The organism is Streptomyces sp. NBC_01497 (assembly GCF_036250695.1).
Lineage (GTDB): Bacteria > Actinomycetota > Actinomycetes > Streptomycetales > Streptomycetaceae > Streptomyces.
The window spans coordinates 6,387,129-6,414,033 of the sequence record NZ_CP109427.1; the positions used below are offsets into that span (position 1 = coordinate 6,387,129).

The 26,905-nt window shown below is 73.5% G+C and carries 18 protein-coding genes; 9 read left to right on the forward strand and 9 right to left on the reverse strand.

Translation table 11 applies throughout. The annotated features are described in order from the left end of the window. Positions 1 to 15: 15 nt before the first annotated feature. From OG310_RS26960 to OG310_RS26970, 3 genes are all read right to left on the reverse strand, one after another. The gene (locus OG310_RS26960) at positions 16 to 3,294 is read right to left on the reverse strand and encodes a discoidin domain-containing protein (RefSeq protein WP_329458450.1); all 3,279 of its coding nucleotides are present in this window, start codon (positions 3,292 to 3,294) and stop codon (positions 16 to 18) included. A 269-nt stretch (positions 3,295 to 3,563) separates the two neighbouring features. Next, the gene (locus tag OG310_RS26965; protein WP_329458451.1) at positions 3,564 to 4,049 is read right to left on the reverse strand and encodes a GNAT family N-acetyltransferase; all 486 of its coding nucleotides are present in this window, start codon (positions 4,047 to 4,049) and stop codon (positions 3,564 to 3,566) included. Next, on the reverse strand, positions 4,046 to 4,852 hold the full coding sequence (locus OG310_RS26970; RefSeq protein WP_329458452.1) for an IclR family transcriptional regulator: 807 nt from the start codon (positions 4,850 to 4,852) through the stop codon (positions 4,046 to 4,048). The genes OG310_RS26965 and OG310_RS26970 overlap by 4 nt, the downstream gene beginning before the upstream one ends. A gap of 174 nt (positions 4,853 to 5,026) precedes the next feature. Between OG310_RS26970 and OG310_RS26975 the strand changes: the two genes are divergently transcribed. The 6 genes from OG310_RS26975 (at position 5,027) to OG310_RS27000 (ending at position 15,568) form a co-directional block, all read left to right on the forward strand. Then, positions 5,027 to 6,559, forward strand: coding sequence for an aldehyde dehydrogenase (NADP(+)) (locus OG310_RS26975; RefSeq protein ID WP_329458453.1), 1,533 nt, complete (start codon positions 5,027 to 5,029; stop codon positions 6,557 to 6,559). A 527-nt stretch (positions 6,560 to 7,086) separates the two neighbouring features. Then, positions 7,087 to 7,566, forward strand: coding sequence for a MarR family winged helix-turn-helix transcriptional regulator (locus tag OG310_RS26980; RefSeq protein WP_329458454.1), 480 nt, complete (start codon positions 7,087 to 7,089; stop codon positions 7,564 to 7,566). Continuing rightward, entirely contained in the window at positions 7,563 to 10,496 is a 2,934-nt protein-coding gene (locus OG310_RS26985) for an FUSC family protein (RefSeq protein WP_329458455.1), read from the forward strand. The genes OG310_RS26980 and OG310_RS26985 overlap by 4 nt, the downstream gene beginning before the upstream one ends. Positions 10,497 to 10,918: 422 nt before the next feature. Then, on the forward strand, positions 10,919 to 13,534 hold the full coding sequence (locus OG310_RS26990; protein WP_329458456.1) for a SpoIIE family protein phosphatase: 2,616 nt from the start codon (positions 10,919 to 10,921) through the stop codon (positions 13,532 to 13,534). 164 nt (positions 13,535 to 13,698) lie between these two features. Next, positions 13,699 to 14,349, forward strand: coding sequence for a DsbA family oxidoreductase (locus OG310_RS26995; protein WP_329458457.1), 651 nt, complete (start codon positions 13,699 to 13,701; stop codon positions 14,347 to 14,349). 160 nt (positions 14,350 to 14,509) lie between these two features. After that, positions 14,510 to 15,568, forward strand: coding sequence for an aminotransferase class V-fold PLP-dependent enzyme (locus OG310_RS27000; protein WP_329458458.1), 1,059 nt, complete (start codon positions 14,510 to 14,512; stop codon positions 15,566 to 15,568). 143 nt (positions 15,569 to 15,711) lie between these two features. On the opposite strand, the gene thpD is transcribed toward OG310_RS27000, so the two are convergent. The 5 genes from thpD to OG310_RS27025 form a co-directional block, all read right to left on the reverse strand. Beyond that, positions 15,712 to 16,611 carry an ectoine hydroxylase gene (gene thpD, locus OG310_RS27005; protein WP_329458459.1) on the reverse strand — a complete coding sequence of 300 codons (900 nt, stop codon included), beginning with the start codon at positions 16,609 to 16,611 and terminating at the stop codon, positions 15,712 to 15,714. Between the two features lie 91 nt (positions 16,612 to 16,702). Beyond that, positions 16,703 to 17,098 (reverse strand): ectoine synthase, encoded by a 396-nt coding sequence (locus OG310_RS27010; protein WP_329458460.1) that lies wholly within the window; start codon positions 17,096 to 17,098, stop codon positions 16,703 to 16,705. Positions 17,099 to 17,311: 213 nt separating this feature from the next. After that, positions 17,312 to 18,601 carry a diaminobutyrate--2-oxoglutarate transaminase gene (gene ectB, locus OG310_RS27015; protein WP_329458461.1) on the reverse strand — a complete coding sequence of 430 codons (1,290 nt, stop codon included), beginning with the start codon at positions 18,599 to 18,601 and terminating at the stop codon, positions 17,312 to 17,314. Positions 18,602 to 18,808: 207 nt separating this feature from the next. Beyond that, positions 18,809 to 19,378 carry a diaminobutyrate acetyltransferase gene (ectA, locus tag OG310_RS27020; RefSeq protein ID WP_329458462.1) on the reverse strand — a complete coding sequence of 190 codons (570 nt, stop codon included), beginning with the start codon at positions 19,376 to 19,378 and terminating at the stop codon, positions 18,809 to 18,811. A 663-nt stretch (positions 19,379 to 20,041) separates the two neighbouring features. Continuing rightward, positions 20,042 to 21,181, reverse strand: coding sequence for a pyridoxal-phosphate-dependent aminotransferase family protein (locus OG310_RS27025; protein WP_329458463.1), 1,140 nt, complete (start codon positions 21,179 to 21,181; stop codon positions 20,042 to 20,044). 122 nt (positions 21,182 to 21,303) lie between these two features. On the opposite strand from OG310_RS27025, the gene OG310_RS27030 reads away from it, so the two are divergent. Together OG310_RS27030 and OG310_RS27035 are read left to right on the forward strand one after the other, a co-directional pair. Continuing rightward, positions 21,304 to 22,404, forward strand: coding sequence for an amidohydrolase family protein (locus tag OG310_RS27030; protein ID WP_329458464.1), 1,101 nt, complete (start codon positions 21,304 to 21,306; stop codon positions 22,402 to 22,404). Between the two features lie 501 nt (positions 22,405 to 22,905). Beyond that, a complete protein-coding gene (locus OG310_RS27035; protein WP_329458465.1) occupies positions 22,906 to 23,877 on the forward strand; it encodes an SCO1860 family LAETG-anchored protein in 972 nt (323 codons plus the stop codon). Between the two features lie 204 nt (positions 23,878 to 24,081). Here OG310_RS27035 and cobC read toward each other — a convergent pair whose 3' ends face one another. After that, positions 24,082 to 25,746 (reverse strand): Rv2231c family pyridoxal phosphate-dependent protein CobC, encoded by a 1,665-nt coding sequence (cobC, locus tag OG310_RS27040; protein ID WP_329458466.1) that lies wholly within the window; start codon positions 25,744 to 25,746, stop codon positions 24,082 to 24,084. A 74-nt stretch (positions 25,747 to 25,820) separates the two neighbouring features. Between cobC and OG310_RS27045 the strand changes: the two genes are divergently transcribed. Beyond that, positions 25,821 to 26,654, forward strand: coding sequence for a ZIP family metal transporter (locus OG310_RS27045; protein WP_329458467.1), 834 nt, complete (start codon positions 25,821 to 25,823; stop codon positions 26,652 to 26,654). Positions 26,655 to 26,905 lie beyond the last annotated feature (251 nt).

Below are 26,905 nucleotides of genomic sequence, written 5' to 3' on the forward strand. Positions count from 1 at the left end.
CCCGGGCGGCGGCCCTCAGGTGACCGTCCAGACGAAGGACACCGTGGCCCGCGCGCCGGCCGGGGTGGTGGCTGTGACCGTCACCGTCCCGGTGCCCGCCCGCGTGGCCCTGCCCGTGATCACACCGTCCTTCGTCAGGCTCAGGCCCCGCGGCAGTCCGCTCGCGGTGTACGCGGCGTCCGCCGCCGACGCCTTGACCGGCAGGGACACCGAGGCGCCCGCCGGGCTGCTCATGCCGTGCGGGTCGGCGAGGGTGAGCTTCCCGGTCGTGCCGCCCGCCGCCGCGGGCGCCGCCTTCGCGGCGGTCGCCGCCGTCGCCGCCGTGACGTTCAGGGTCCCCGTCAGCGGCAGGTTCCGCGACGAGTCGCCGACCTGGACGCGGTACGCGCCCGCCGGTGTGGTCCACGAGTTGGAGGACGTCGAGAAGTACGCGAGGTCGTGCGGTGTGAGCGTGAACGTCACGGGGGCGCTCGCGCCGGGCTGCAGGTCGACCCGCTGGAAGCCCTTCAGCTGCTTCGCGGGCTCGCCCGCCGCCGGGGAGCCGAGGTAGAGCTGTGCCACCTCGGCGCCCGCTCGCGAGCCCGTGTTCGTCACCGTCGCGGTGACCGTACGGTCGCCCGCGCCGTCCGCCGCGCCGATCTGGAGGCCGGAGAAGCCGAACGACGTGTACGACAGGCCGTAGCCGAACGGGAAGAGCGGGGCGATGTTCTTGTCGTCGTACCACCGGTAGCCGACGTCGAGTCCCTCCGAGTACTGCACGTCGGTGCCGTTGCCCGGCCACTGCGCGCTCGTGTGCGCCGGTACGTCGGCGAGGCTCTTGGGGAACGTGACCGGCAGCTTCCCGGAGAAGTCGTCGTCCCCGTACAGCAGCCGGGCGAGTGCCGTGCCGACGGTCTGGCCCGCGTACCAGTTCTCCACCACGCCCTTGACCTGGCCGAGCCACGGCATGGTCACCGCGGAGCCGGTGTTGAGCACCACGACGGTGTTCGGGTTCGCGGCGGCCACCTGCGAGATCAGCGCGTTCTGCTGTCCCGGCAGGTCGATGCTCGTCAGATCGGTGCCCTCCTGCTCCCCGTAGCTCGCGAACACGATCGCCACCTTCGAGGACCTGGCGAGCGCGACCGCCGAGGCGATGTCCGTGGCGTCGTTGTACTGCACGTTCACGCCGGTGCCCGCGCGCGCCTTGATCCCGTCCAGCGGGGAGACCGTGCCGGAGCTGGTGGCGGTGGCGCTGCCGCCGCCCACGCTCTGCACGCCCGCGCCGCCGTCGGCGCCGAGGACCGCGACGGACGTGGTGGCGGCCGTCAGCGGCAGGACGCCCCCGTCGTTCTTCAGCAGGACGGTGCCCTGTTCGGCGACCTGCCGGGCGGTGTCCTGGTGCGCGGCCGTGGTGACGGTCGCGGTGGGCGAGCCGGTGTGTGCCGTGTCGAACAGGCCGAACGCGAACATCTGCGTCAGTACGCGGCCGGCCATCGTGTTCAGCGTCGCCTGGCTCACCTGGCCGTTCGCCAGCGCCTGCGCCAGGAAGTCGGCGTAGAAGTAGCCGCCGGGCATCTCCATCGTCATGCCGTTGTTCGCGGCCTTCACGGTGGAGTGGGCCGCGCCCCAGTCGCTGGTGACGAACCCGCCGAAGCCGGCCTGCTGGTACAGCGCCGTGTTCAGCAGGGCGCCGCTGTCGCAGTCGTAGTCGCCGTTGACCGTCGAGTACCCGCACATCACGGAGGCCGCGGCGCCCTTGCTCACCACGGACTGGAAGCCGGGCAGGTAGATCTCGTTGAGGGTCCTCGCGTCGACGATCGCGTTGTCCGCCGGCCCGTTGCGGTCGGTCTCCTGGTTGTAGACGGCCACGTGCTTGGGCTCCGCCATCACACCCTGGCTCTGCAGGCCCCGCACGTTGGCGGTGGCCAGGGACGCCGTCAGGTACGGGTCCTCGCTGTACGTCTCGAACGCGCGGCCCCAGCGGGGGTCGCGGTCGATGTTCAGCGTCGGGCCGAGCGCCACGCCCGCGCCCTTGCCCGCGAACTCGGCGCCCGCGACGGCCCCGTACTGCTGCACGAGGGACGGGTTCCAGGTCGCGGCCGAGGACACGGCGGACGGCAGCTGTGTCACGCCGCCCATGCCGTCACCCACACCGCTCGGACCGTCCTGGAAGCCGACGTCGGGAACGCACAGGGACGGGATGCCGGAGAGGTCGCCGATGTACGGGGAGGCGTTGCCGTTGCCGTGCAGGAGCGAGATCTTCTGCGCCTGCGTCATCTCGGCGAGCACCTGGGCGACGCGTGTGGCGACGGGGGCCGTCGAACCGACCCACGGGCAGTCGCCGTTGCCGCCGGAGGGCGGCGCGGTCCCACCCGGGGTGAGCACGCTGAACTCCCAGAGTGAGTAGCCGTAGGCGGTGGCGCGCTGTGTCCCGTACATCCGCACGTAGCGGGCGCTGGTGGGGGAGAAGGAGAGGTTCTCCGTACCGCCCTTGCCGGTCGTCGTCGTGTAGACGTCGCTCCAGTCCGAGCCGTTGGCGGAGACCTGGATGCGGTACGCGCTCGCGTACGCGGCCTCCCAGGTCAGCTGGGCGCCGCAGACGGTGGTGGCGGCGCCCAGGTCGACCTGGAGCCACTGCGGATCGCTCGCCGCGCTGGACCAGCGGGTGCCGGCGTTGCCGTCGAACGCGGCGCCGGGCGTGAAGCTCGCGTCCTGGACGGACGAGGCCGTGGCCGGCTTGCCGAGGGCGGCGGTGGCGATGCCGCAGGGCTGCCCGCTTCCGCCGCCGTCCCCGGACGTTCCGTAGACCTGGAACTCCCAGAGCGAGTAACCGTAGGCGGTGGCGCGCTGCGTGCCGTACATCCGCACGTAGCGGCCGGATCCGGAGACGGGCAGGGTCTGGGTGCCGCCGGTCCCGGTGGTGGTCGAGTAGACCGTGCTCCAGTGGGAGTCGTCGGTGGAGGTCTGGATCTGGAAGGCCTTCGCGTACGCGCCCTCCCAGACGAGGGTGACCTGCGAGAGGGGCTGGGTGGATCCCAGGTCGACCTGGAGCCACTGCGGGTCGGCGCCGGCGGCGCTGGACCAGCGGGTGCCCGGGTCGCCGTCGACGGCGGAGGACGCGGGGAAGACCGCGTTCTCGGTGGAGGAGGCCGTGGCGGGTCTGCCCTGCGACAGCGGGGCGGGCGCGGCGGCGCGGGAGGTGGTGGCGCCCGCGCCGAGCAGGGTGCTCGCGGCGAGGACGAGGAAGCCGAGGAGGAGGGCGAGGCGGGCCCGGGGCTGCCGGATGCCTCGGCGGGTTCTTGGCGGACGGGACATGGGGGTGCCTCTCACTCAGAGAGCGCTCTCAGGGTGAGGCGATAATGTGGCGTTGTCGGGGCCGCGTCAAGAAGGTGAACGCTTTTCGGGACGGACGGGGTCCGTGGGGACAAGTAGTGAAGGCGGACTCACGAACGCCGGTTCCCGGGCCGCCCGTTGGACCCCGGCCGATCACGGCGGGGCAGGCGCGCGGACGGCGGAGGAGCGGCGGGGCGCGCGCCCTCGACGCGGCGGGACGCCCCGGCACCGCTGCGGGCGGGCGCGCCGGGTCAGCGCAGGGTGAGGTGGATCTCCCGGATCGGGCCGCCCCGCGCGTTCGCGTGCGACACCGACTCGCCCGTGACCTCGAACCCGCAGGCTCGCAGCACGCGCAGCGACCCGGCGTTGTCCGCCGCCGCGCTCGCGTGCACCGGGCGCTCGTCCGGGACCAGGGCGAGCAGCGCGCGCAGGGCCCCGGTCGCGATGCCGCGTCCCCACAGGGCGCGGTCCACCCAGTACGTGACCTCGCGCTCGCCCGGCGTGGGCCCGTACAGCGCCGTCATTCCGGCGACCCGCCCGTCGGCCAGCACCGTCCGCAGGACGTCCGTGCGCTCCGGCGCCCGGATGCGGCGCCAGTGCGCGTCGAAGTGCGCCCGGTCGTCCGGGTCCTCATGCGTGAAAGCCGCCATCTCGACGGCGGCCGGGTCCCGCATCATGGCGAACAGCAGCGGGAGGTCGCCGTCCTCGACCTCCCGCAGGGACACGTCGGGGGTCACAGGCGCCGCGTCGCCATCGTGAGCCGGTCACGCGCGTCGAACAGCGCCTCCCGGACGGTCTGTTCGTGCGCGGGGGTCAGCCGGGCCACCGGGACAGAGCAGCTCACCGCGTCCCGCGCGGGCGTGCGGTACGGGATGGCGATGCCGAAGCACCGCAGGCCGAGGGTGTTCTCCTCGCGGTCCACCGCGAAGCCCTGCTCCCGTACCGACCGCAGCTCCTCGATCAGCTTCTCGCGGTCGGTGATCGTGTGCTCGGTCAGCGCGGGAAGTTGCGCGGGCAGCATCGTGCGCACCTGCTCGTCGCTGTACGTGGACAGCAGGGCCTTGCCCAGCGACGTGGAGTGCGCGGGGAGTCTGCGGCCGACCCGCGTGAACGGCCGCAGGTAGTGCTGCGACTGGCGGGTCGCGAGGTAGACGACGTTGGTGCCGTCGAGCCGCGCGAGGTGGATCGTCTCGGCCGTGTCGTCCGAGAGCCGGTCGAGCGCGGGACGCGCGGCGGCGACGACCTCGTCGCCGTCGATGTACGAGGTCCCCACCAACAGGGCTCGCACGCCGATGCCGTAGCGTGTTCCCGTTGCGTCCGTCTCCACCCAGCCGAGCTCGACCAGGGTGCGCAGCAACATGTAGAGGCTGGACTTCGGGTAGCCGACGGCTTCCTGGACGGTGGCGAGCGAGTGCATTCCGGGCCGGCCCGCGAAGTACTCAAGCAGCTCCACCGTCCGGACGGCGGACTTGACCTGTGCGCCGCCCGCGCCTCCCGCCCCGATCGTCCCGCCAGCCCCGCCTGTCTCCACAGCTGACATAACGCCTCGCCTCGCCCCTTCTTCCTGACCGTTCCTGACGGCCTTGACCACACAGAACGCCGGAAATAGAGTCCCTGAGGATTCACCATCAGGAATCGTGTTCAGAATAGCGAACACTAGCGAATACAGCCTCGGAACGGCCCGCAGGCCCAGGCCCTTGGGAAGGAAGCCGCGGTGGCAGCAACACCAGTCTGGAGTGTCGACCCTCGTACGGGGAAGCAGCGTGAGCACGTCGCCGACGAGGCGACGGCCGAGGAGGTCGACCTCGCGGTGCGCAGAGCGCACGCCGTCCGCGCCGCGCTCGCCGACCGCACGACCCGCGCCGCACTGCTGCGGACCGCGGCCGACCTGCTGGACGAGGCCGGTGAGCACGTGATCGAGGCGGCCGACGCCGAGACCGCGCTCGGCCCGGCGCGGCTCACCGGCGAACTGGCCCGCACGTCCGCTCAGTTCCGCGCGTTCGCGGAGGTCGTGCAGGACGGCTGGTTCCTCGACGTCCGCATCGACCACGCCGACGCGACGCGCACCCCGCCGTGGCCCGACCTGCGCCGCTACAAGGTGCCGCTCGGTGTCGTCGCGGTCTACGCGGCGAGCAACTTCCCGCTGGCGTTCTCGGTGCCGGGCGGCGACACGGCGAGCGCGCTCGCCGCGGGCTGCCCCGTCATCGTCAAGGCGCACCCGGACCACCCGGCGACGTCCGAACTGTGCGCGTCGGTGATCCGCAGGGCCGCGGCCCAGGTCGGACTGCCGGAGGACGTGCTGATCCTGGTGCACGGCTTCGACGCGGGCGTCGCCCTCGTCAAGCACCCGCTGATCGCGGCGGCCGGCTTCACCGGGTCCGTACGTGGCGGCCGCGCGCTCTACGACGCGGCGGCGGCGCGGCCCGAGCCGATCCCGTTCCACGGCGAACTGGGCTCGCTCAACCCGGTCGTCATCACCGAGGCCGCCGCGGGCGAGCGTGCCGACGAGATCGGCGCGGGGCTCGCGGGCTCGATGTCGTCGGGCGTCGGACAGTTCTGCACGAAGCCCGGCTTCGTCCTCGCGCCCACGGGCGAGGCGGGCGACCGGCTGCTCACGACGCTGACCGCGGCGGTCAGCGAGACCGAGCACGGTGTGATGCTCGACCACCGGATGCGGGACGCGTTCATCGCGGGCATCGAGAAGCGGGCCCGCCTCGACGACGTCACGGCGCCGGTCACGCCGGGCGCAGGCAGCGAACACACCGTCAGCGCGGGCTTCCTGACCGTCCCGGCGGCGCGGCTCGCCGAGGCGGGGGAGCACGACCTGCTGCTGGAGGAGTGCTTCGGCCCGGTCACCGTCGTCGCGCGCTACACGTCCGTGGACGAGGTGGGCGCGGTGCTCTCGCGGCTGCCGGGAAACCTGACGGCGACCCTGCACCTCTCGGACGGCGAGGGCGACGGCAGCGTGCCGGGCGGCGCCGAACTGCTCCGCTCGCTCACCCCGCTGGCGGGCCGCGTCCTCGTGAACGGCTGGCCCACGGGGGTGGCCGTCGCGGACGCCCAGCAGCATGGCGGCCCATACCCCGCGACGACGTCGACGTCCACCTCGGTGGGTGCCACGGCGATCGAGCGCTGGCTGCGGCCGGTGTCGTACCAGTCCACGCCGCCGGCCCTGCTGCCGGTGGAACTGCGCGACGACAACCCCGAAGGGCTGCCGCGCCGGGTGGACGGCGCACAGGAGAAGTGACGCCGCTGTCCCGGACGGCCGACGCCGCCCGGGACCGGCCCCGTGAGCCGCGGACCCTCATCCGGTCCGCGGCTCCCGTGCGTTCGGGCGGATGGCGCTCACCCGGCGGGCGGGTCGTGGGTGCCGGGGCCGGCGACGGGTGCCGGTTGACGACGGGTGTGGCGGACGACGGGTGTGGCGGGTGGCGGGCCGCCGGCGGGCGTCGCCGGGTGCAGCGGTCGTTGGCGGGACGGCGGCAGGTGCGCCGGGTGCGGCGGGTGATGCCCCCGTGTTGCCCGGGAGGGCTCACTTCGCGGTCCCGTACGTGATTCCGCTCACGCCCTCGCAGCGCGCCCGGCGTCCCGGTGCCGGGCCGGGCGGCCGGTCCCCGAACGGCTCTGGCCAGGCGTGGCACGGCAGTGGCACGGCAGTGCGCCCTCACGGCGGCCCGGGGCGGGGGACCCGGGGAGAAAAACCACAGTCGCCCCTTGACCCTCCGGCGCACCTCACGGTAATGAAACCCGTTCACCCTCTTATATAATTGCTGTATGCATTCATCGCCGGTGTCCGACGAGCAGCGCGTTGTCGCCGCCGCTCGTGGACTGCTGAGGACCATCGGCCGACTGTCGCGCGACCTGTACCAGGCCGGTGAGTTCGGCCTCTCCCGCAGCCATGTGTCCGTCCTCGACGCTTTGGAGACACGCGGACTGCGCGTCACCGAACTCGCCGCCGACACCGGCCTGACGCAGCCCCGCGTCACCGTCGTCCTCCAGGAACTCGCGGAGCGCGGGCTGGCCGAGCGCACGCGGTGCACCACCGACCGCCGCGCCGTCGACGCCTCCATCACGCCGGCCGGCCGCCAGTACCTCGAAGACGCCCGCCAGCGCATGGCCGCCGCCATCCACACCGGTCTCGCCGCCCGCGGATCCGACGCCGAGGATTCCGAGCGTGCCGTCCTCGCCGCCCGCGCGGCCGTCTCCACCCTTCTCGACGCCCTGCACGCCCCCATCGAAGCGGAGGTCAGTTGACCGCCCCCGTCCGCACGACGACCGCGACCGACGAAGCGGCCGAACCCGGCACCACCGTCACCGGATCCCGTACCACCCGCCACCACCCGCTCCCCGTGGCGCCCCGCCGCGTCGGCGGTCCCCGACGCTGGTGGGACTGGGTGCTCGCCGCCGACCCCGGCCTCGGACAGCTCCAGGCCGGCTGGCGGTCCGTCATATCCATGATCACCGCGCTCGCCGTCGGCTACGGCATGTCCGTGGCCCTGGGCCTGCCCGCCATGCTCGGTATGACCATCGGCGGCATGATGGGCCTGATGAGCGCCTTCGCGGTCGCCGAGAACACGGCGCCGCGCCTGGCCCGGGCCATCCTGTGGATGCCGATCCCGTTCTCCGCGGTCCTGCCGCTCACGGCAACGCTCCACGACAACCGCCCGCTCGAGCTCAGCCTGATGGGCTTCGGCCTCGCGCTCACGTTCTTCCTCGCGCGTTTCGGCACGATGTACCTGCTCACGGGCATGATGCTGTTCAACTCCTTCATGGTCGGCATGATGGCCGCCATCCCGTTGAACCTCAGCTTCAAGGCCTTCCTCGTGGCCTTCGTGTGCTGCGCGGCCGTCCTGGCCGCCCGGCTGCTGTTCTGCTACCCGATGCCCCGCGAGGACCTGCTGCGCACCCAGCGCGCGTTCGTCGTGGAGGCCCGCCGGGTCGCCGACGCGGCCGTCGCCGCACTCGACCCCGACGCCGACCACGACACCGCCGTCAAGCGGATGCGCCGCAGCATGCGCCGCCTCAACATGACCACCGTCATCATCGACGGCCGGCTCGCCCAGCCCGAGGTCGCGGCCGACCCGGACACCGCAGAACTCCTGCACCGCCACCTGTTCGACGCGGAACTCGCACTCCAGGGCATCGGCCAGGCCGTCCAGCGGCTCACCCCCCTCAAGATGACCCCGTCGCTGCGCGAGACCGTCGTCGTGGGGCTCGTCATCGCCCGCGGCACGCCGCTCGGCCGGGCCGGCGCGCTGCGTCCCGCCGCCCAGCTCATCCAGCAGCAGGCCGAGGCCGTCACCGCCACGGGAGCGGAGCTCACCACCGACGAGGCCGAGGCCGCCGCGCTCGCCGAGCGGGTCGGTCAGCTCCTCGACTCGCTCGCCATCTCGCTCGCCCACTGGCTGGCCCTCGGCTGGGACGCGCCGACCGCGCCCGCCAAGGTCCCCTTCCAGCCGACCATCGCGCTGGAGCAGAACCGCCCGGCCGGCACCGGCGCCGTCGCCCGCCGCGTCTCGGCCGCCCAGAACGTGGGCGGCTGGCGTCGCGTTGTGCCGTACCTGCGCCTCCCGCTGCACGCGGGCGTCGCCGTCGCGATCGTCGCGCCGATCTCCGACGCCATCGACCCCAGCCGGTTCTACTGGGGCCTGGTCGGCGTGATGATCACGCTCTTCGGCACGAACACCACCCACGACCGGGTGCGCAAGTTCGGCCACCGCATGGCCGGCACGGTCGTCGGTGCCGTGATCGGCGTGCTGTTCCTGCACCTCATCGGCCCCGGCCATGTGTACCCGACCCTCGCGGTCATCGTCGTGGGCCTCTCGCTCGGCGCCTGGGGCATGCAGCGGGCGTACGCGTTCTGGGTCGTCGGGCTCGTCACCGCGCTCGTCCAGCTGTACGGGCTGACGACGCCCTACAGCGGCATGGACCACCTCCTCGCGGAGCGGCTCCTCGACAACGCCATCGGCATCGCCGTCGCCACCGTCTGCGCCGCGCTGATCTTCCCGGTCTCCAACGGACGCCTCATCCGGGAGGCCGAGCGCGGCTTCGCCGCGGCCATCGGGCAGTTGATCTCGCAGATCACCGACCGGTGGCAGGACCCGGAGGCCCCGGTCAGGCTGCGCGGTGCGGCGCGCGGCGTGGACGCGGCGCTGTTCCAGGTCCAGGGTGTGGCCCGGCCGCTGATCAAGATGCCCCTCGGGGTGCGCGGCCCCGACGGGGCCAACCGGCTGGCCCTGCTCACCAACGCGACCGGCCACGCCCGCGCCCTCGCCGCGGCCGCCGACATCGACATCGACCTGGCGCCGCACCTCGCGGCCCGGATCGAGTACGTCATGCGGACGTTCACCGAGTCGCTCGGCGCCCTCGACCGGCGCTTCGCCACCGGGGAGCCCGAGGGCGACTGGGTGCGGGTCGGCCCGCTGGTGTGCGACCTGGAGGCTGCGCTCAACGCACCGTCCGGGCCGCGTGCGGAGCGGCTGCACGCGGCGCTGCGTGAGCTGTCCGCCCTGGACGAGGCACTCGCCGGGTACGCGGAGGCCCGCGGCCTGCGGGTCGTGACCGCTTCCGACCATGGTCCTGGGCCGCGTGGGGCAGCGGTGATCGCCCGGCCCGCGCGGCCGTCCTGGGCGGCGCCCGCCGCCGAGGCGGCGCAGAACGCGCAGGCGCCGCAGGCTCCCCGCACACCCCACGCACCGGCGGCCCCGGGGGCCACGTGGGCGCCGCAGGCACCGGGGGCCGGGCAGGCGCCGCCCTTCGCGTCCGCGGCGCTGTCGGCGTCCGAACCGCCGGCGGGCGGGCTGCCGGAGCCCTCGGCAGCCCGGGCCGGACACGGCCGGCACGCGGCGCCGCCCCGGGACGCCGTACCTGCCCCGCGCAGGGCGCCACGGGCGCCGGACGCGTACCCCGCCACCGGTCAGGTCACCGTCGTCGGACTGCTGCGCTGCACGGACCACCCCGCGGGGTGCGACGCGTGGATCACGGTCGTCAGCGACCGCGGCAAGCGCCGCGCCGGTGTCCGGGCCGTGGGCGGGCGCTACCGCGTCACCGGCCTCGAACCCGGCCGCTACACGCTGATCGCGGCGGGCGCGGCGCACCCGCCGCGCGCCGAGTACCTGTCGGTACGGCAGGAGGGCGGCGAGCTGCGCCACGACATCGACATGGACGCGGAACCCCGCGACTGATCCGCACCCACCCGGTGCCGGCCGGTCCCGCCCGAAGGGACCGGCCGGCGCCGAGTGCTGTGTGCCGCGTGCTTGTACCGTCTGCCGCCGGGCCGGCTGTTCCCACCGTCCAGGGCCCGCCTCCCGCCGCGCGCCGTGGGTTCCGCGCCCTCCCGCCTCCGCGTTCCGCGTCCGCCGCGGGCCCCTCCGCCGCGCGTCCGCCGGGCGGGTCCGTCCCCGTCTCCCCGGCCCCGGCGGGCGTGCGCCCGGCAGCGCACCGGGGCCGGCCGCCCCGCGCGTCCCCGGATGTACGCCTCGTAGGCCTGCGCACCTCCTCGTGATCACCGGGCATGGGTGGAGCACCTTGTGACAAAGGGCACTTTACGGAGCGCGCCGGAAGAGAGCAGACTCGGACAATCCGGCACTAACGCGGAAAGGCGCCCATGCCCGCACCCGGTGAAGTCCCCGAAGTCCTCCCCGAGCACCCACCCCGCCGACCGACCGACGACGTCCACCCCACGGTGGCCGGCGCCGCGACGTCGCCGCTCCTGGCGGCCGTCGGTCCGGCCCTCGCCGCCGTCGCGCTGCTCGACGACGCGGGGCGCGTCGCCGAGTGGACGCCGGGCGCCGAGCGGCTGCTCGGTCACACCGCCGACGAGGTCGTCGGCCGGTACGCCGCGGAACTGCTCGCGTGCCGGACGCCGGGCCCGTCCCAAGGTCCCGAGGACGAGGCAGCAGGCGGGCCGTTCGGGCGGGGCTCCTGGGAGGAGCGGGCCAGCGCCGTCCGCGAGAGCGGGCACTGGTCCGGGGTGCAGGACCTGCGGCACCGCGACGGCCGGGTCGTGCGAGCCACTCTGGAGGCCGTGCCGCTGTCGGGCGACAACGGTGTCACCCACTGGTTCCTGTGGGCCTCCGAGTTCGCCGGCGCCCAGGACGTGCCGCCGGCGCGCGCCGCCGTGATGCGGACCCTGCTCGACCACGCGCCGATCGCCCTCGCCGTGTGGGGCACCGATCTGCGGTGCGTCTGGCTCAACACCACCGCCGAGCACGAGGTCGGCGCCTTCCGCAACCGTGACATCGGCCTGCCCATGCGCGAGGCACTGCACGGCTTCGACACGGCCACCGCGGAGAACGTGATGCGGCGGGTGCTGGACGGCGGCGGCCCGGTCATCGACCACGAGTTCCGCTGGATGTCCGACGACGGCAGCCAGGAGCGGGTCTTCTCGTCGTCCTTCTTCCGCCTCGACACGGCGGACGGGGACCCGATCGGCGTGTGCAGCATCGCCGTCGACATCACCAACAGCTGGGCGCGCGACCGGCTGTCCATCCTGAGCCGGGCCGGCCGGCAGGTGGGCACCACGCTGGACGTGATCACGACGGCGCAGGAACTGGCGGACGTGGCCGTTCCGCTCCTCGCCGACTTCGTCGCGGTCGACCTCTCCGAGTCGGTGCCCTTCGCCGTCCACCCGCCGGAGCGGGTGGAGCCGGCGTCCGACGGGAGACTCCCGCTGTACCGGCGCGCCGCGGCGGCATCGGTGCACGAGGGTGTGCCCGAATCGGTGTTCACGAACGGTGAGGTGGTGTTCGTACGGCCGCCCTCGCCGTACTTCCGCGCGGCCACGGGCGGCGTCTCCATCTTCGAACCCGACATCCGCTCGAACTGGTCGGCCTGGCGGCTCTTCGAGCCCGAGCGGGTCGAAGCGATGGAGCAGACCGGCATCCACTCGCTGATGGTGGTTCCCCTCAAGGCACGCGGAACGACCCTCGGGATCGCGATCTTCGCCCGTTCGGAGAACGCGGCGCCCTTCTCCCGCGACGACCTGCTGCTCGCCGAGGAGCTCGGCCTGCAGGCCGGGCTGAGCATCGACAACGCGCGCCGCTACACGCGGGAGCGGACCGCCGCGCTCGCCCTCCAGCGCAACCTCATGCCCCGCAAGCTGTCCGGCGGCACGACGATGGAGGTCGCGTCCCGCTACCTGCCGACCGACGTCCACGAGGGGGTCGGCGGTGACTGGTTCGACGTGATCCCGCTGCCCGGGGCCCGGCTCGCCCTCGTGATCGGCGACGTCGTCGGCCACGGCATCAACGCCGCAGCGGCGATGGGCCGCTTCCGTACCGCGGTGCACACACTGGCCGACCTGGACCTGCCGCCCGACGAACTGCTCGCGCACCTCGACGATCTCGCAGTACACCTCTCGGAGTCGGAGATGTCCTCGGGCGCCGGGACGGCGACCGGTCTCCAGCCCGAGGCCGCCGAGGCGTTCTCCCCGCCGACGATGGCCGCCACCTGTGTGTACGCGGTCTACGACGCGGTCAACCAGACCTGCACGATCGCGCGGGCCGGCCACCCGCCGCCGGCGGTCGTCGACCCGAGCGGCTTCGTCACCTTCCCCGAGACGCCGGCCGGGGCGCCGGTCGGCATGGGGGTCGGGTCGTACGAGTCGGTGGAGCTCAAGCTCGCCGAGGGCAGCCTGGTCGCGCTCTACACGGACGGGCTCGTGGAGCGCCGCACCTCCGACCTGGACGCCGGTCTCGACCGGCTGGCGGACGTCGTCTCGCAGGCGGGGCCGAAGACGCCGCTCGACGGGCTGTGCCGGCGGATCGTGGACTCCATGACGGCCCGCCTGCACACCGAGGACGACATCGCGCTGCTGCTGGCGCGCACCCGCGCCCTGGATCCGGGGCAGGTCGCCACCTGGGAGCTGCGCCGCGATCCGTCGACGGTGGGGGAGGCGCGCGGCGCCGCGTCCGCGCAGCTCGCCGAGTGGGGGCTCGAAGCGCTGAGCCCGGCGGTGGAGCTGATCGTCAGCGAACTGGTGACGAACGCGGTCCGCTACGGCGGCACCCCGGTCAGGCTGCGGCTGATCCGCCACTCGACGCTCGTCATCGAGGTCGCGGACGCCGACAGCAGTTCGCCGCGGCTGCGGCACGCCCGGGTCACGGAGGAGAGCGGCCGCGGCCTGTTCCTCGTGTCGAAGACGGCGGACCGGTGGGGCAGCAGGTTCACCCCGGAAGGCAAGATCACCTGGGCGGAGCTGGACACGGGCGGCCCGGCATAGCCCGTGGCGGCGCGCGCCCCGCGTGCTGCCGGGCGCCGCCGGGCCGGCACCGGCGGGAATGGACGCCGTCCACCGGACGTTTTTCGTGCGGGGCCATGGGCGGACCGTTGTCCGCCTGCCCCGCCGTCCGCCCGCGAACCGAGAGAAACGGACCACCGATACCCATGCGCGTCGAGATATGGAGCGACATCGCCTGCCCCTGGTGCTACATCGGAAAGGCGCGCTTCGAGCAGGGCCTCGCGGCCTTCCCGCATCGCGACGAGATCGAGGTCGTGCACCGGTCCTTCGAACTCGACCCGCAGGCGGCCCCGGCGAGCGGCGAGAGCGTGGTGGACCTGATCGCGTCGAAGTACGGGCGCACGCGCGAGGAGGCCGCCGCGATGGAGGAGCACGTCGCCTCCAACGCCCGTTCGGAGGGGCTCGGTTACCTCACCGAGGGCCGCGACCACGGGAACACCTTCGACATCCACCGCCTCCTGCACCTCGCCAAGGAGCGGGGCCGCCACAGCGAGCTGCTGGACCTCGCCTACCGCGCCAACTTCGCCGAGGAGCGGTCCGTGTACGCGCCGGACACCCTGGTCGCGCTCGGCGTCGAGGCGGGTCTGGACGAGGCGGAGGTCCGTGCCGTGCTCGCGGAGAAGTCCGCGTACGCCGAGGAGGTACGGGCCGACGAGCGCGAGGCGGCGGAACTCGGGGCGAACGGCGTGCCGTTCTTCGTCCTGGACCGGCGCTACGGCGTGTCCGGCGGTCAGCCCGCCGAGCTGTTCACGCAGGCGCTGCAGCAGGCGTGGGACTCGCGCGGCGCCACCGTCTGACCGGCGGCGGCTCGCGGTCCGTGCCCGGGCCTCGGGCGGGTGGGGGCCGAATCCTCGGCCCCCCGCCCCCCGGGGGCCGTCCCCCGTGGCGAGGACCGCCGGCCGTTTCCCGCTCGTCGTGATTGACGGGAGGACGCGGCCCGCCTCAGGGTGGCTGTCCATGGACCTCTCGCATCGGCTCGGCGGCGCGGAGTTCGCGCCCGACACGGCGTACCTGAACACCTCGAACTGCGGCCTGCTGCCGCGCAGGGCGGTGGCCGCCGTCCAGGAACTCGCCGCGGCCAACGCGACGGGCCGGCGCGGCGGCGGCGCGGGAAGCTTCGACTCGGTGGAAGCGGCCCGTGCGTCGTTCGCGCGGCTCGTGGGGGTGGCCCCCGACCGGGTCGCGGTCGGCGGCGCGGTGTGCGTCCATGTCGCGCTGATCGCGGGATCGGTCCCTTCGGGCGGTGAAGTCGTGGTTCCCGAGGGGGAGTTCAGTTCACTCGTCACACCGTTCGCGGTACGCGGGCTCACCGTCAGGCAGGTGCCGCTCGATCGGCTCGCCCAGGCGGTGGACGCGCGTACGGCGCTCGTCGCGTTCTCCGCGGTCCAGTCGGCGGACGGGCGGCTCGCCGACCTGGCCGCGATCCGGGCGGCCGCCGCCGCGCACGGCGCCCGCACCCTGCTGGACGCGACCCAGGCGGCCGGCTGGCTGCCGGTCGCGGCGGGGGACTGGGACTACACCGTGACCGGGGGCTACAAGTTCCTGTGCTGCCCGCGCGGCACGTCGTTCCTGACCGTCTCGGAGCGGGCGCAGCAGACGCTGGTGCCGCTGCACGCCGGATGGGTCGCGGGCGCGGACCCCTGGCAGTCCACGTACGGGCCGGTCACCGAACTCGCGGATTCGGCACGGCGGTTCGACGAGAGCGTCTCCTTCCTCGCCTACCACGGCGCCGAGCAGTCGCTCGCGCTGCTGGAGGAGATCGGCGCGGGCCCGGTCCACGCGCGGGTGACGGCGCTCGCGGGACGCTTCCGGCGCGGGATGGCGCGGGCGGGTCACGACGTGGTGGAGGCCGGGGACTCGGCGGTCGTGGCGGCACCGGGCCTCGGCGGCCGGCAGGAGGCCCTGAGCGCGGCGGGCGTGGACGCGTCGGTCCGGGCGGGCAACCTGCGGCTGTCCTTCCACCTGTACAACACGGACGCCGACGCGGACCGGGCACTGGAGGCGCTGACCGGGTGACATCCGCGCGGTCCGGGCCCGGGGCCCCCGCACGGGCCGAGCCCGGACACGGCCCGTGCCCGGACACGGCGACGGGTGCGGGACGGCAGGAATCCCTTGCCGTCCCGCACCCGTCGTGCGTCATGCCCCTGCGGGGCCGGGTGTCACCGTACCGGGGTGAAGTCCCGCGAACCGATGAACTCCGGGCGCGGTACGGGAGCCGCGTACGGCTCCACGGCCGTGTTCTCCACGCTGTTGAACACGATGAAGACGTTGCTGCGCGCGTACGGCGTGATGTTGTCGCCGGACCCGTGCATGCAGTTGCAGTCGAACCAGGTCGCCGAGCCGGCGGCACCGGTGAACAGCCGGATGCCGTGCGCGTCCGCGAGCCGGGTCAGCGCCTCGTCCGACGGCGTGCCCGCGTCCTGCATCTGCAGCGACCGCTTGTAGTTGTCACTCGGTGTCTCGCCCGCACACCCGAGGAAGGACTTGTGGGAGCCGGGCATGATCATCAGCCCGCCGTTCGTGTCGTAGTTCTCGGTCATCGCGATCGACACCGACACGGCCCGCATGTTCGGCATGCCGTCCTCGGCGTGCCAGGTCTCGAAGTCGGAGTGCCAGTAGAAGCCGGAGGCGCCGAACCCGGGCTTGAGGTTGATGCGCGACTGGTGCACGTACACCTCGGAGCCGAGGATCTGCCGCGCGATCCCGGCGACGCGCTCGTCCCGTACGAGGGAGGCGAACACCTCGCTGATCTTGTGGATCTCGAAGACCGACCGGATCTCCTGCGAGTGGGGCTCCACGATGGAGCGCTCGTCGGCGCGAATCGCCGGGTCCGTGATCAGGCGCTCGGTCTCGGTGCGGAACCGCGCCACGTCAGCGGGTCCGACCAGCTGTTCGATCGAGAGGAACCCGTCGCGCTCGAAGGCGCCGAGTCCGGCCGGCTCGATCGGTCCAGGGGCGTCCGGCACGGACCAGACGACCGGGTCCTGGCGCGGGGTGACGACTTCGGCGGCGCCGCGTGTCGGGTAGAGGTCCTTGGGTCGGGCGGGGGCAGTGGTCATGGGGTTCCTTCCTCGGTATCCCGGTGGAGTACCGGTTCTTCTTCGTGTCTCAAACAGTCCTTCGCGGTGCCGGGTGGCTGGGCCGTGCGGCTCAGTCCTCGGTCAGCAGCGGGTACACGCCGTTCTCGTCGTGCTCCTCGCGGCCGGTCACCGGCGGGTTGAACACGCAGATGACGCGGAAGTCCGACTTGGGCCGCACGGTGTGGTGCTCATGGCCGTTGAGCAGGTACATCGTGCCGGGCCTGATGTCGTGGACCTCGCCGGTCTCGTCATCGGTGACCTGGGCCTCGCCCTCGACGCACAGCACGGCCTCGATGTGGTTCGCGTACCACATCGACGTCTCCGTACCGGCGTACATGATGGTCTCGTGGAGGGAGAAGCCGACCTTCTCCTTGGCCACGACGATCCGCTTGCTCTCCCAGGTGCCCGACGCGGCCTTGATGTGGCGGTCGGTGTTCTCGATGTCCTTGAACGATCGGACGATCACGGTGCGTTCTTGCCTTTCTGTGTTACGGACGTACGGCTTCCGGGACGGCGGGGCGGCCCGGACGGGGGGCGCGCCCGCGCCGGCTTCAGGCCTGTGGGGGGCCTTCGTACCGGCGCGGGACGCCCCGGCCCGGTCCGCCCCCGGTCGTGGCCGGGGGCGGACCGTTGGTCTCCTGCTGCAGGGGGAGCGGTGCCGGGAGCGGCCGGGGGCCGCTCAGGCCGCGCCGGCCCGGACGGGCGCGGTGTCCCGTACGGCGCGCTCCAGTGTCCGCAGTCCCTCGTCCAGCTCCTCCGGCGTGATGGTCAGTGCCGGCAGCAGCTTGACGACCTCGCTCTCCGGGCCCGACGTCTCCAGCAGCAGCCCCAGTTCGAAGGCGCGCCGGCACACGGCACTCGCCCGTGCCTTCTCGTGGAACTCCATACCCCACACGAGGCCGCGGCCCCGGAACTCGGCGTCGCCGCCGGCGCTCTCCGCGCAGATCCCCGCGAGCGCCTGCTCCACCTGCTCGCCGCGGGCGATGGTCTGCTTCTCCATCTGCCCGTCGGCCCAGTAGGTGTTGAGCGCGGCGGCGGCGGTCACGAACGCCGGGTTGTTGCCGCGGAAGGTGCCGTTGTGCTCGCCGGGCTCCCAGATGTCCAGCTCGGGCCGGAACAGGCACAGCGACATCGGCAGTCCGTAGCCGCTGATCGACTTCGACACCGTCACGATGTCCGGGACGATCCCGGCCTCCTCGAAGGAGAAGAACGGGCCGGTGCGGCCGCACCCCATCTGGATGTCGTCCACGATGAGCAGCATGTCGTGGCGCCGGCACAGGTCGGACAGCGCGCGCAGCCACTCGGGCCGTGCCACGTTGATGCCGCCCTCGCCCTGCACCGTCTCGACGATCACGGCGGCGGGCGTGTTAAGGCCGGAGCCGCGGTCCAGCAGCAGCCGCTCGAACCACAGGAAGTCCGGCACCTGGTCGTCCAGGTAGTGGTCGAACGGCATCGGCGTGCCGTGGACCAGCGGGATGCCGGCGCCGGCCCGCTTGAAGGCGTTGCCGGTGACGGCGAGGGAGCCGAGCGACATGCCGTGGAACGCGTTGGTGAACGAGACCACCGACTCGCGTTCCTTCACCTTGCGGGCCAGCTTCAGCGCGGACTCGACGGCGTTGGTGCCGGTCGGGCCCGGGAACATGACCTTGTACGGGAGGTCGCGCGGGCGCAGGACGACGTTCTGGAACGACTCCAGGAACGCGCGTTTCGCGGTGGTGGCCATGTCGAGGCCGTGCGTGATGCCGTCGCGCTCGATGTAGTCGATCAGCGCGCGTTTCAGCACGGGGTTGTTGTGGCCGTAGTTCAGTGAGCCGGCGCCGGCGAAGAAGTCGAGGTACGTGTGACCGTCCTCGTCGGTGAGGCGGCTGCCCTGCGCGCGGTCGAAGACGGCAGGCCAGCCGCGGCAGTAGCTGCGCACCTCGGACTCGATCGTCTCGAAGACACTCAGGGCGGGCGGGGTGATGGTCACGGCGGTCTCCTGCGGTGCAGAGAACGGGGGCTTCATGGGTCGGGGGTCGTGCGTGGTCCGAAGGGGCGCCGCGTCGGTCAGGTGGATCGCGAGGATCCCGCGGCGTCCGGGGCGAGTGGGGGTCGGATCGGTGCCGGTGCCGCACGGACCGCGGCCCGGGCCGGTGTCAGCGGCGCCGTCCGGGTGGGTGCGGGTCGGCCTGAGGGCTCAGCCCGTGGTCAGCGGGCCGATGCGGTAGAGGACCTCGGGCGCGTGTGCGACGTCGCCGTCCGCGGGGAACAGCCCGCCGTCGAAGAGGACCTCGCGGTCCAGCACCGCGCCGCGGCGTGCGGCGTACGCGGTGAACATGTGGTCCGAGGGGATGTTGTCGGGGGTGACGGTCGTCTCGACCCCGGTGATCCCGAGGTCGCGGACGACCCGGTCGGTGAGTTCGTCGAGCAGGGCGGCGGCGATGCCCTTTCCGCGGTGCGCGTCGTCCACGGCGACCTGCCAGACGACCAGCACGTCGGACCGCTGTGGCCGGACGTAACCGGTCACGAAGCCCATCGGCGCGCCTGCGGCGTCCCTCGCGACGACGGACGTCGCGGCGAAGTCGCGGCACCACAGCAGGTAGCTGTACGAGGAGTTGAGGTCGAGTACCTCGGAGTCACGGGCGATGCGCCAGATCGCGGCTCCATCCTCGACTCGTGGGGTGTCGATCACGAAAGATCCCGGAGAACCCGAGGAGGAGGTGAATTCGCTACTGGCCCCTGCAAGGTCTGCTTGTGCGGCGGTCATACGGATTGAATTTACCGAGCAATTCCGAAAGATGCATCTGGGCAAGGGGTTGGGCTAAACGCGGTCTTGTGTTATCACGCGGGCGCGAACCTCAACAAGAGGAACGGCGAATGGTCCAGATTTGTGGCGGATTTATGGGGCGAATCGACGCTCACTGTGGACTCGGTCACAAGTGGATGACGGGCGTAAATGTGTCCGAATTACGCTGAACATCCTGTCGAAATCTTGGCGTTTAACCAAGGGCTAAGCGGGCAGAAGCATAACGGGAAGCTGTCTGCAAAAGAGCGGGAATTCTTATTCTCAACTTAACATATTCTTGGCTCTGCGGTACAGGGGAATTCCCCACGGAAACCACAGAAACATCATGAGGCGTCACGAAGCGTCAGGACGCGCGGGCGGTACGCCGTAACGTCGCGCAAAACGCCACCGAACACTGTTCGCAGCGACGGAAGGCGCCGCCGGAGATCCCTCTCCGGCGGCGCCTTCCGTCGCTCCCGGGCCGCCGCGCCCCGCGCAGGAGCGTGCACCGGCGCGTGTCGTGACCCACGGAGGCACGACTACGTACGTCGGCGCACGTCAGGCGCTCGGCGGCGCACTGCGGCGCGCGCCTCGCTCCGGCGACCCCCAGGGGACCCCCGGCGGCCCGCGCCGGGCCTCAGGCGCTCAGGCCCACGCCTCGGCCACGGCGCGCGCCGCGGCCCGCGTGTCGAGCGGATCGCGGTCCGCACCGGCCGAGGCCGCCAGCGCGTCGCCCAGGGCCGTCAGTGACGCGGTCACCGCCTCCGCCGTGGCGTCCCGCCCGTAGTGGTTCACCCTGATCATCCGCGTCGCGAGCGCTCCGCCACCCGCGATCAGCGGGAGCGAGGGATCGGCCGCGAGCGCCTTCGCCACCAGCGCGGACGCGTCCACCCCGGCCGGCGTGCGCAGCGTCGTCGCCACCGGGGCCGCGGCCACCGCCTCGTGCACGTACGGAGCGAACCCGCCCCCCAGCGCGAGGACACCCGCGCGGGTCGCCGCGGCGGCCCGCGCGTGCCGCTCCCGCACGACGGCCGCGCCCGTCCGCTCGATGCGGGCCAGGCAGGCGTCCAGCGCCGCCATCTCCAGCTGCGCCGGCGCGTGCGGAAGGGCGCGCCTGCCGGTGTCGATCCAGCGCTCCTTCCAGTCGAGCAGCGAGAGGTACGAGCGCCGCGGGGCGCTGGGGTTGTCCGCCAGCCGGGCCCAGGCGCGCTCGCTGACCGATACCGCCGACACGCCCGCGGGACCGCCCATCGCCTTCTGCGCGCCGATCACGCACAGGTCCACGCCCCACGCGTCGGGCAGCAGCGGCTCGGCCGCGACCGACGCCACGGCGTCCAGCATCAGCAGGGCGCCGTGCGCCCGTACGACCTCGGCGATCTCCGCGACCGGGTTGGTGTTGCCGGTGGCCGCCTCGGCGTGCACCAGCGAGACGAAGTCCGTCTCGGGGTGCTCCGCGAGCGCGCGCTCCACCTGCTCGGCGCTCACCGCACCGGAGAACGGCACCCGCAGGTCGTGCACCCTCGCGCCGCAGTCGCGCAGCCAGCCGCCGAAGGTCTGCCCGTAGGGCCCCGTCACGACGTTCAGCGCGGTGGAGCCCGGACGGGCGGCGCCCTTCACGCATCCTTCGAGCGGCAGCAGCGCCTCACCCTGCATGATCACCACGTCGTTGCCGGTGTCCAGCAGCGCGGCCACCCGCCGCTCAACGGCCGCGAACGCGGCGGCGGTCGGCGGCGCCAGGTCCAGCAGGGCGTTCGACGGGGGCGTGGCGGGCGCGGGGTGTGTCACGGCGGGGCTTCTTTCGCGTTTCCGAGTGTCCTGGACACGGCGGCCGGGGGCCGCCGTTCGAGCGGCTGCGATCTTCTCGGATCCTCTCGAACGAGGGTACTCACGGCTCGTACAGTGCTCTCATGAGCGATGGGACGACAGCGCCGGCACTGCACGTGAAGGGCCGGGTGCTCCTCGGCCCCGACGAGGTCGTGGACGAGCTGTGGGTGGTGGGCGGCAGGATCACCCACGAACGGCCCGCGGGCGTCCGCGACGTGCGTACGGTCACCGGCTGGGCGCTGCCCGGCCTGGTCGACGCGCACTGCCACGTCGGCCTCGACACCCACGGCCCGGTGGACGACGCGACCAGCGAGAAGCAGGCGATCGGCGACCGCGAGGCGGGCGCGCTGCTGCTGCGCGACGCGGGTTCGCCGTCCGACACGCGCTGGATCGACGACCGCGACGACCTCCCGAAGATCATCCGGGCCGGCCGGCACATCGCACGCACCCGCCGCTACATCCGCAACTTCGCCCACGAGATCGAGCCCGACGACCTCGTCGCGTACGTGGCGCGCGAGGCGCGGCGCGGCGACGGCTGGGTCAAGATCGTCGGTGACTGGATCGACCGCGAAGCGGGCGACCTCACCGCGTGCTGGCCGCGTGGCGCCGTCGAGGCGGCCATCGCGGAGGCGCACCGGCTGGGCGCCCGGGTCACCGCGCACTGCTTCGCCGAGGACTCGCTGCGCGATCTGGTGGAGGCCGGCATCGACTGCGTCGAGCACGCCACGGGACTGACCGAGGACACCATCCCGCTGTTCGCGCGGCGGGGCGTCGCGATCGTGCCGACACTGGTGAACATCGCGACGTTCCCGCAGCTCGCCGCCGGGGGAGCGGCCAAGTTCCCCCGCTGGTCCGCGCATCTGGAGCGACTGCACGAGCGCCGCTACGACACTGTGCGCGCCGCCTACGACGCGGGCATCCCGGTCTACGTGGGCACCGACGCGGGCGGCTCGCTCGGCCACGGCCTGGTCGGCGCGGAGGTCGCCGAACTGGTGAAGGCGGGCATCCCGGTGGTGGACGCCCTGTCCGCGACGACCTGGGCGGCGCGGAGCTGGCTCGGCCGCCCGGGACTTGAGGAGGGCGCGCCCGCGGACCTCGTGGTCTACGAGGAGGACCCGCGCGCTGAGGTGCGGGTGCTGACGGCGCCGCGCCGGGTGGTGCTCAACGGGCGTGTGGTCGGCTGAACGTCCTTCTGGGACGGCCGAGTTGACGCCGGACAAGTCGGCCGGCGGGTGTGGCGGCCCGTCCGTTTCGGCGCGCGGTGGGGCGGTCGCCGCGAATGCGCGGGGCCGCGGCGCGGCACGCCGGGGCGCGGGCGGCCTCCTGTGCGGCGTTCGCGGGGTCGGTGCGGCGCCCCCGGACGTCCTCCCCGTCGGCGACGCGGCGGGTTGACGAGGCGTGACGGAGAGGAACGTCCCTCGTTAGACATTAACTTGTCCGCGGCTTCGACCGCCCCGCACGAGTGACGGCTGTGCTCTGCGAGGGAACTCCCGTGCCTCACAAATCGAATGTTGTCACGGAAACCCCCCTTTCGAGTGAACTAGCGCTCCGTCCCGCCACGTTCACTCTCCGTGCGTAAAGATGCGGATGTCTCGGTCGCCGTCGGCCTGTCCCCAGCCGGCCGGTCGGCGACGCCATGTCTATGTGGGGGTTTCACGATCTTGAAAAGCAATACCTTTCGCCGGATGCCCGCGCGTCGCTACGCCGCGATCGCGGCGGCGGCCGCGCTGACGGCGGGCCCCGTGCTCCTCGCGGCGCCCGCGTCGGCCACGGGCGTCGAGGGGGGCGGCGGGGCGGCCCACGCGGCCGTACTGAAGGCGGGACTCGACGTCTCCCTGCTCAACAGGTCCGTCGACGTACCGCTGAACACGTCGCTCAACGAGGTGGAGGCGCCGCGGAGCGCGGACAAGAAGGCGCTGAGCCTGACGGTCGACGGGGTGGACAAGGGAAAGCCGTTCAGCATGCTCAGCGCGGACGTCGCCGACGCGAGGGCGACCGTGGCGGGCGGGAAGGCGGAGGGCTATGTGAACGTGGCCCACGCGAAGGTGCACGTGCCAGGACTCCCGCTGCTCTCGCTGATCGAGATCCAGCAGGTCACCTCCAGGGCGACGTGCGAGGCCGGGAAGCACCCGGTCGCCGCCTCGAACCTGCTGGGCGACGTCACGGTGCTCGGCAAGCGGATCACGCTGTCGACGGCCGGCCCCACGAAGGTGAGCGTGCCGGGGGTGGGTGACGTCAGCCTGGAGCTGTCCCAGACCCGGACGACGTCGCGCACGGCGGCCGCCACGGCCCTCTCCCTCGACGTCTCCGTCAACCCGCTCAAACTGAACGTCGCGGACGTTCAGGGCTCGGTGAAGCTCGCCACGGCCGACTGCACGACGCCCAGGCGGTCGGGGTCCCACGGCGGCGGGGCGCCGTCGAAGCCGACCGACCCGCGAACGGGTGCCCCGTCCCAGGCGCCCGCGCCCGCCTCCTCCGCGCCGGACGTCACGGCGCAGAGCGCGTCGGACCCGAAGCCGGTCCCCACGGCGAAGGAGAACCTCGCGGAGACCGGCGGCAGTTCGACGACGCCGTACATCGCGGGCGGCGCCGCGGTCCTGCTGGTGGCGGGCGCGGGAGCCGTCGTCCTGGCGAAGCGGCGCACCTCGCAGCGCTGACGGCGCCCGGTACGGACACGGGGGCCGCGCGCGGGCACGGCCCAGTCCGTGCAGCACGCGGCCCTGCCCCCGCGCCCCGGTGACGACCCGGGCGCGGGGGCACCGGCGCCCCGGCGCCGACCCGCCCCGAGGAGCGGGGAGCCGGCCGGGTGCGAGCGGCTACCGCGACAGGGGACGGCTCCGGTGGCTGCCCCGGTCCTGGGCTCACACGTCCCTGCCGACGCCCGTCACCGCGAGGTCGAGCGCCTGCAGGAAGCGGTTCGTCGTCGCCCGGTCGCGTACCGCGAGGCGCAGCCACTCGCCGTCCAGGCCGGGGAAGGTGTCGCCCCGGCGCACCGCGAAACCGTACGTCCGCAGCCGGGCCCGAACGGCGTCCGCGCGGGCCGTGCGGACCAGGACGAACGGGCCCTGGGCCGCATGCACGGCCTCGACCTCGTCGAACTCGGCGAGCCCCGCCAGCAGGTGGGCCCGCTCCGCGCACATGGCCCGGGCCGCCGCGTCCGCCTCCGCCAGCGCGGCGGGCGTCATGCAGGCCTCCGCCGCCGCCAGCGCGGGCGTCGAGACGGGCCACAGGGGCTGAGCGCGTTCCAGCTCCTCGATCAGCGGCGGCTCACCCAGGACGTAACCGATCCGCAGCCCCGCGAGGCCCCAGGTCTTCGTCAGGCTCCGCAGCACCACGAGCCCCGGTACGTCCGTGTCGCCCGCCAGCGCCTCCAGCTCGCCCGGGACCGCGTCCATGAACGCCTCGTCGACCACGAGCACCCGGCCCGGCCGCGCGAGCGAGACCAGGGTGTCCGCCGGGTGCAGGACCGAGGTGGGGTTCGTCGGGTTGCCGACGACCACCAGGTCCGCGTCGTCCGGGATCGCTTCCGGGTCCAGCCGGAAGCCGTCCTCCCGGCGCAGCAGCACCCGCCGCACCTCGTGCCCGGCGTCGCGCAGGGCCGCCTCCGGCTCGGTGAACTGCGGATGGACCACCACCGGCCTGCGCACCCGCAGCGCACGTGCCAGCAGGACGAACGCCTCGGCGGCGCCCGCCGTCAGCAGCACCCGCTCCACGGGCAGACCGTGCCGTGCCGCCACCTCCGCGCGGGCCCTGCGCCCGTCGGGGTAGGCCGCGAGGCCGGTCAGCGAGGCGGCGATGTGGTCCCGCAGCCAGGCGGGGGGCGTCCCGCCCCGCACATTGACGGCCAGGTCGATGAGGTCGCCCGGGGTGTCCCGTACCTCGGCGTCGCCGTGGTGGCGCAGATCGTGGGTGCCTGCGGCACCGTGGGGGTCAGCGCTCTGCTCGGCCGTGCGTCTCACGGCGCTCCCTCCGTACGCGCCCTGTGGGGAGGGCACGTCAGCATCCGGTTCAGCGTGTCCGAGCTGTCTACCCTCCGTACAGACGTTCTGTCCACGGGGCGCACACGAACCGTCACCGGGGAGGTCGCGCCCGGTTCCGCCGTCCGGGACGGCGCCGTCCGGCCCCTTGCGCGCGATCGCGCACGTCGCCGTGGCCGTGGCGCCCTTCCGCTTCGCGACGAGCAGCCGGCCGCCGCCGACGAGGGCCGCCGCCTCCGCGACCGAGCCCGTACCGACGGCGGCCCGTACGCCCTGGGCCGGACGCGGTACGGGCACCGCGTCGAGCACCCGGGCCGGGTAGCCGCGCAGGGGTACGCCGAGCCGCGCCGCGGCGGCCACCAGCCCCGGCTCGGCGACCCGGGTGTCGAGGGTGGCCAGCTCCGCAACGGCGGCCGGCCGCAGCCCCGCCGCCAGCAGCGCGTCCGCCACCAGGGCGATCACGTCGTCCGCCGGGACGCCCGGCCGCGCGCCGATCCCGACAGTCAGGTCAGGTGCCCCGAAAGGCGCATCAAACGTGAGGTTGGTCACGACAGGCCCCGATCCGGGCCTCCGAGGGCCCGCGGATGTGCGCTCGACGGCAGTGATCGGCTATGCAGGGGCTCATGGCGGTGTTCGTCGCGCTCGGCGCGTTCCTGATGACGCTGTTCGGCGGCTGGACGGCGCAACGCGTCACCGACCGCCGGCATCTCGTGCTCGGCCTCGCCGGTGGGCTCATGCTCGGCGTCGTCGGCCTCGATCTGCTGCCCGAGGCGGTCTCCGCCGCGGGCAACGAGGTGCTGGGCGTCCCCCAGGCGCTCCTGCTGTTCGTCGGCGGCTTCCTCGTCGCCCATCTGGTCGAACGGCTCCTCGCGACCCGCAGGACCTCCCACGGCGGTGACGAGACGGAGGCCGCCTCCGGCGCGGCTCATGCGGCGGGGACCGCCGGGACGCCCGGCACCGGGAGCCACCCCCACGTGGAGGGCCACGCCCCGGTCCGCGGTCCCTCCGGCGCGCCGCGCGTCCCGCAGTTCGGCCTCACGGCGGCGGCCGCCATGGTCGGGCACAGCCTGATGGACGGCGTCGCCCTCGGCGCGGCCTTCCAGGCAGGCGGCGCGATAGGCACCGCGGTCGCGCTCGCCGTGATCGCCCACGACTTCGCCGACGGGTTCAACACGTACACGATCACCAGCCTGTACGGGAACGCCCGCCGCAAGGCCCTCGCCATGCTGTTCGCGGACGCCGTCGCACCGGTCGTCGGTGCCGCGTCCACGCTGTTCTTCCGGCTCCCCGAGCAGGTGCTCGGCAGCTACCTGGGATTCTTCGGCGGCGCGCTGCTCTACCTCGCGGCCGCCGAGATCCTCCCCGAGGCCCACCACGAGCACCCGGCCCGCTCGACGCTGCTGTGCACGGTGGCGGGCGTCGCGTTCATCTGGCTGGTGGTGGGCGTCGGGGGCTGAGCACCCGCGCTCCACGGCGTCGGGGGCTGAGCACCCGCGCTCCACGGCGTCGGGGGCTGAGCACCCGCGCTCCACGGCGTCGGGGGCCGGGCACCCGCGCTCCACGGCGTCGGGGGCCGGGCACCCGCGCTCCACGGTCCCGGTCCCGGCCGGCCGGCCCGCGAGCGGGCGGCAGGTCCCCGCGCCCGGGCCCCTCAGCGGGCGAGGGACCCGCCCTGTCCTGCCGTCCACCACCGCGCTGCCTCCCGCCG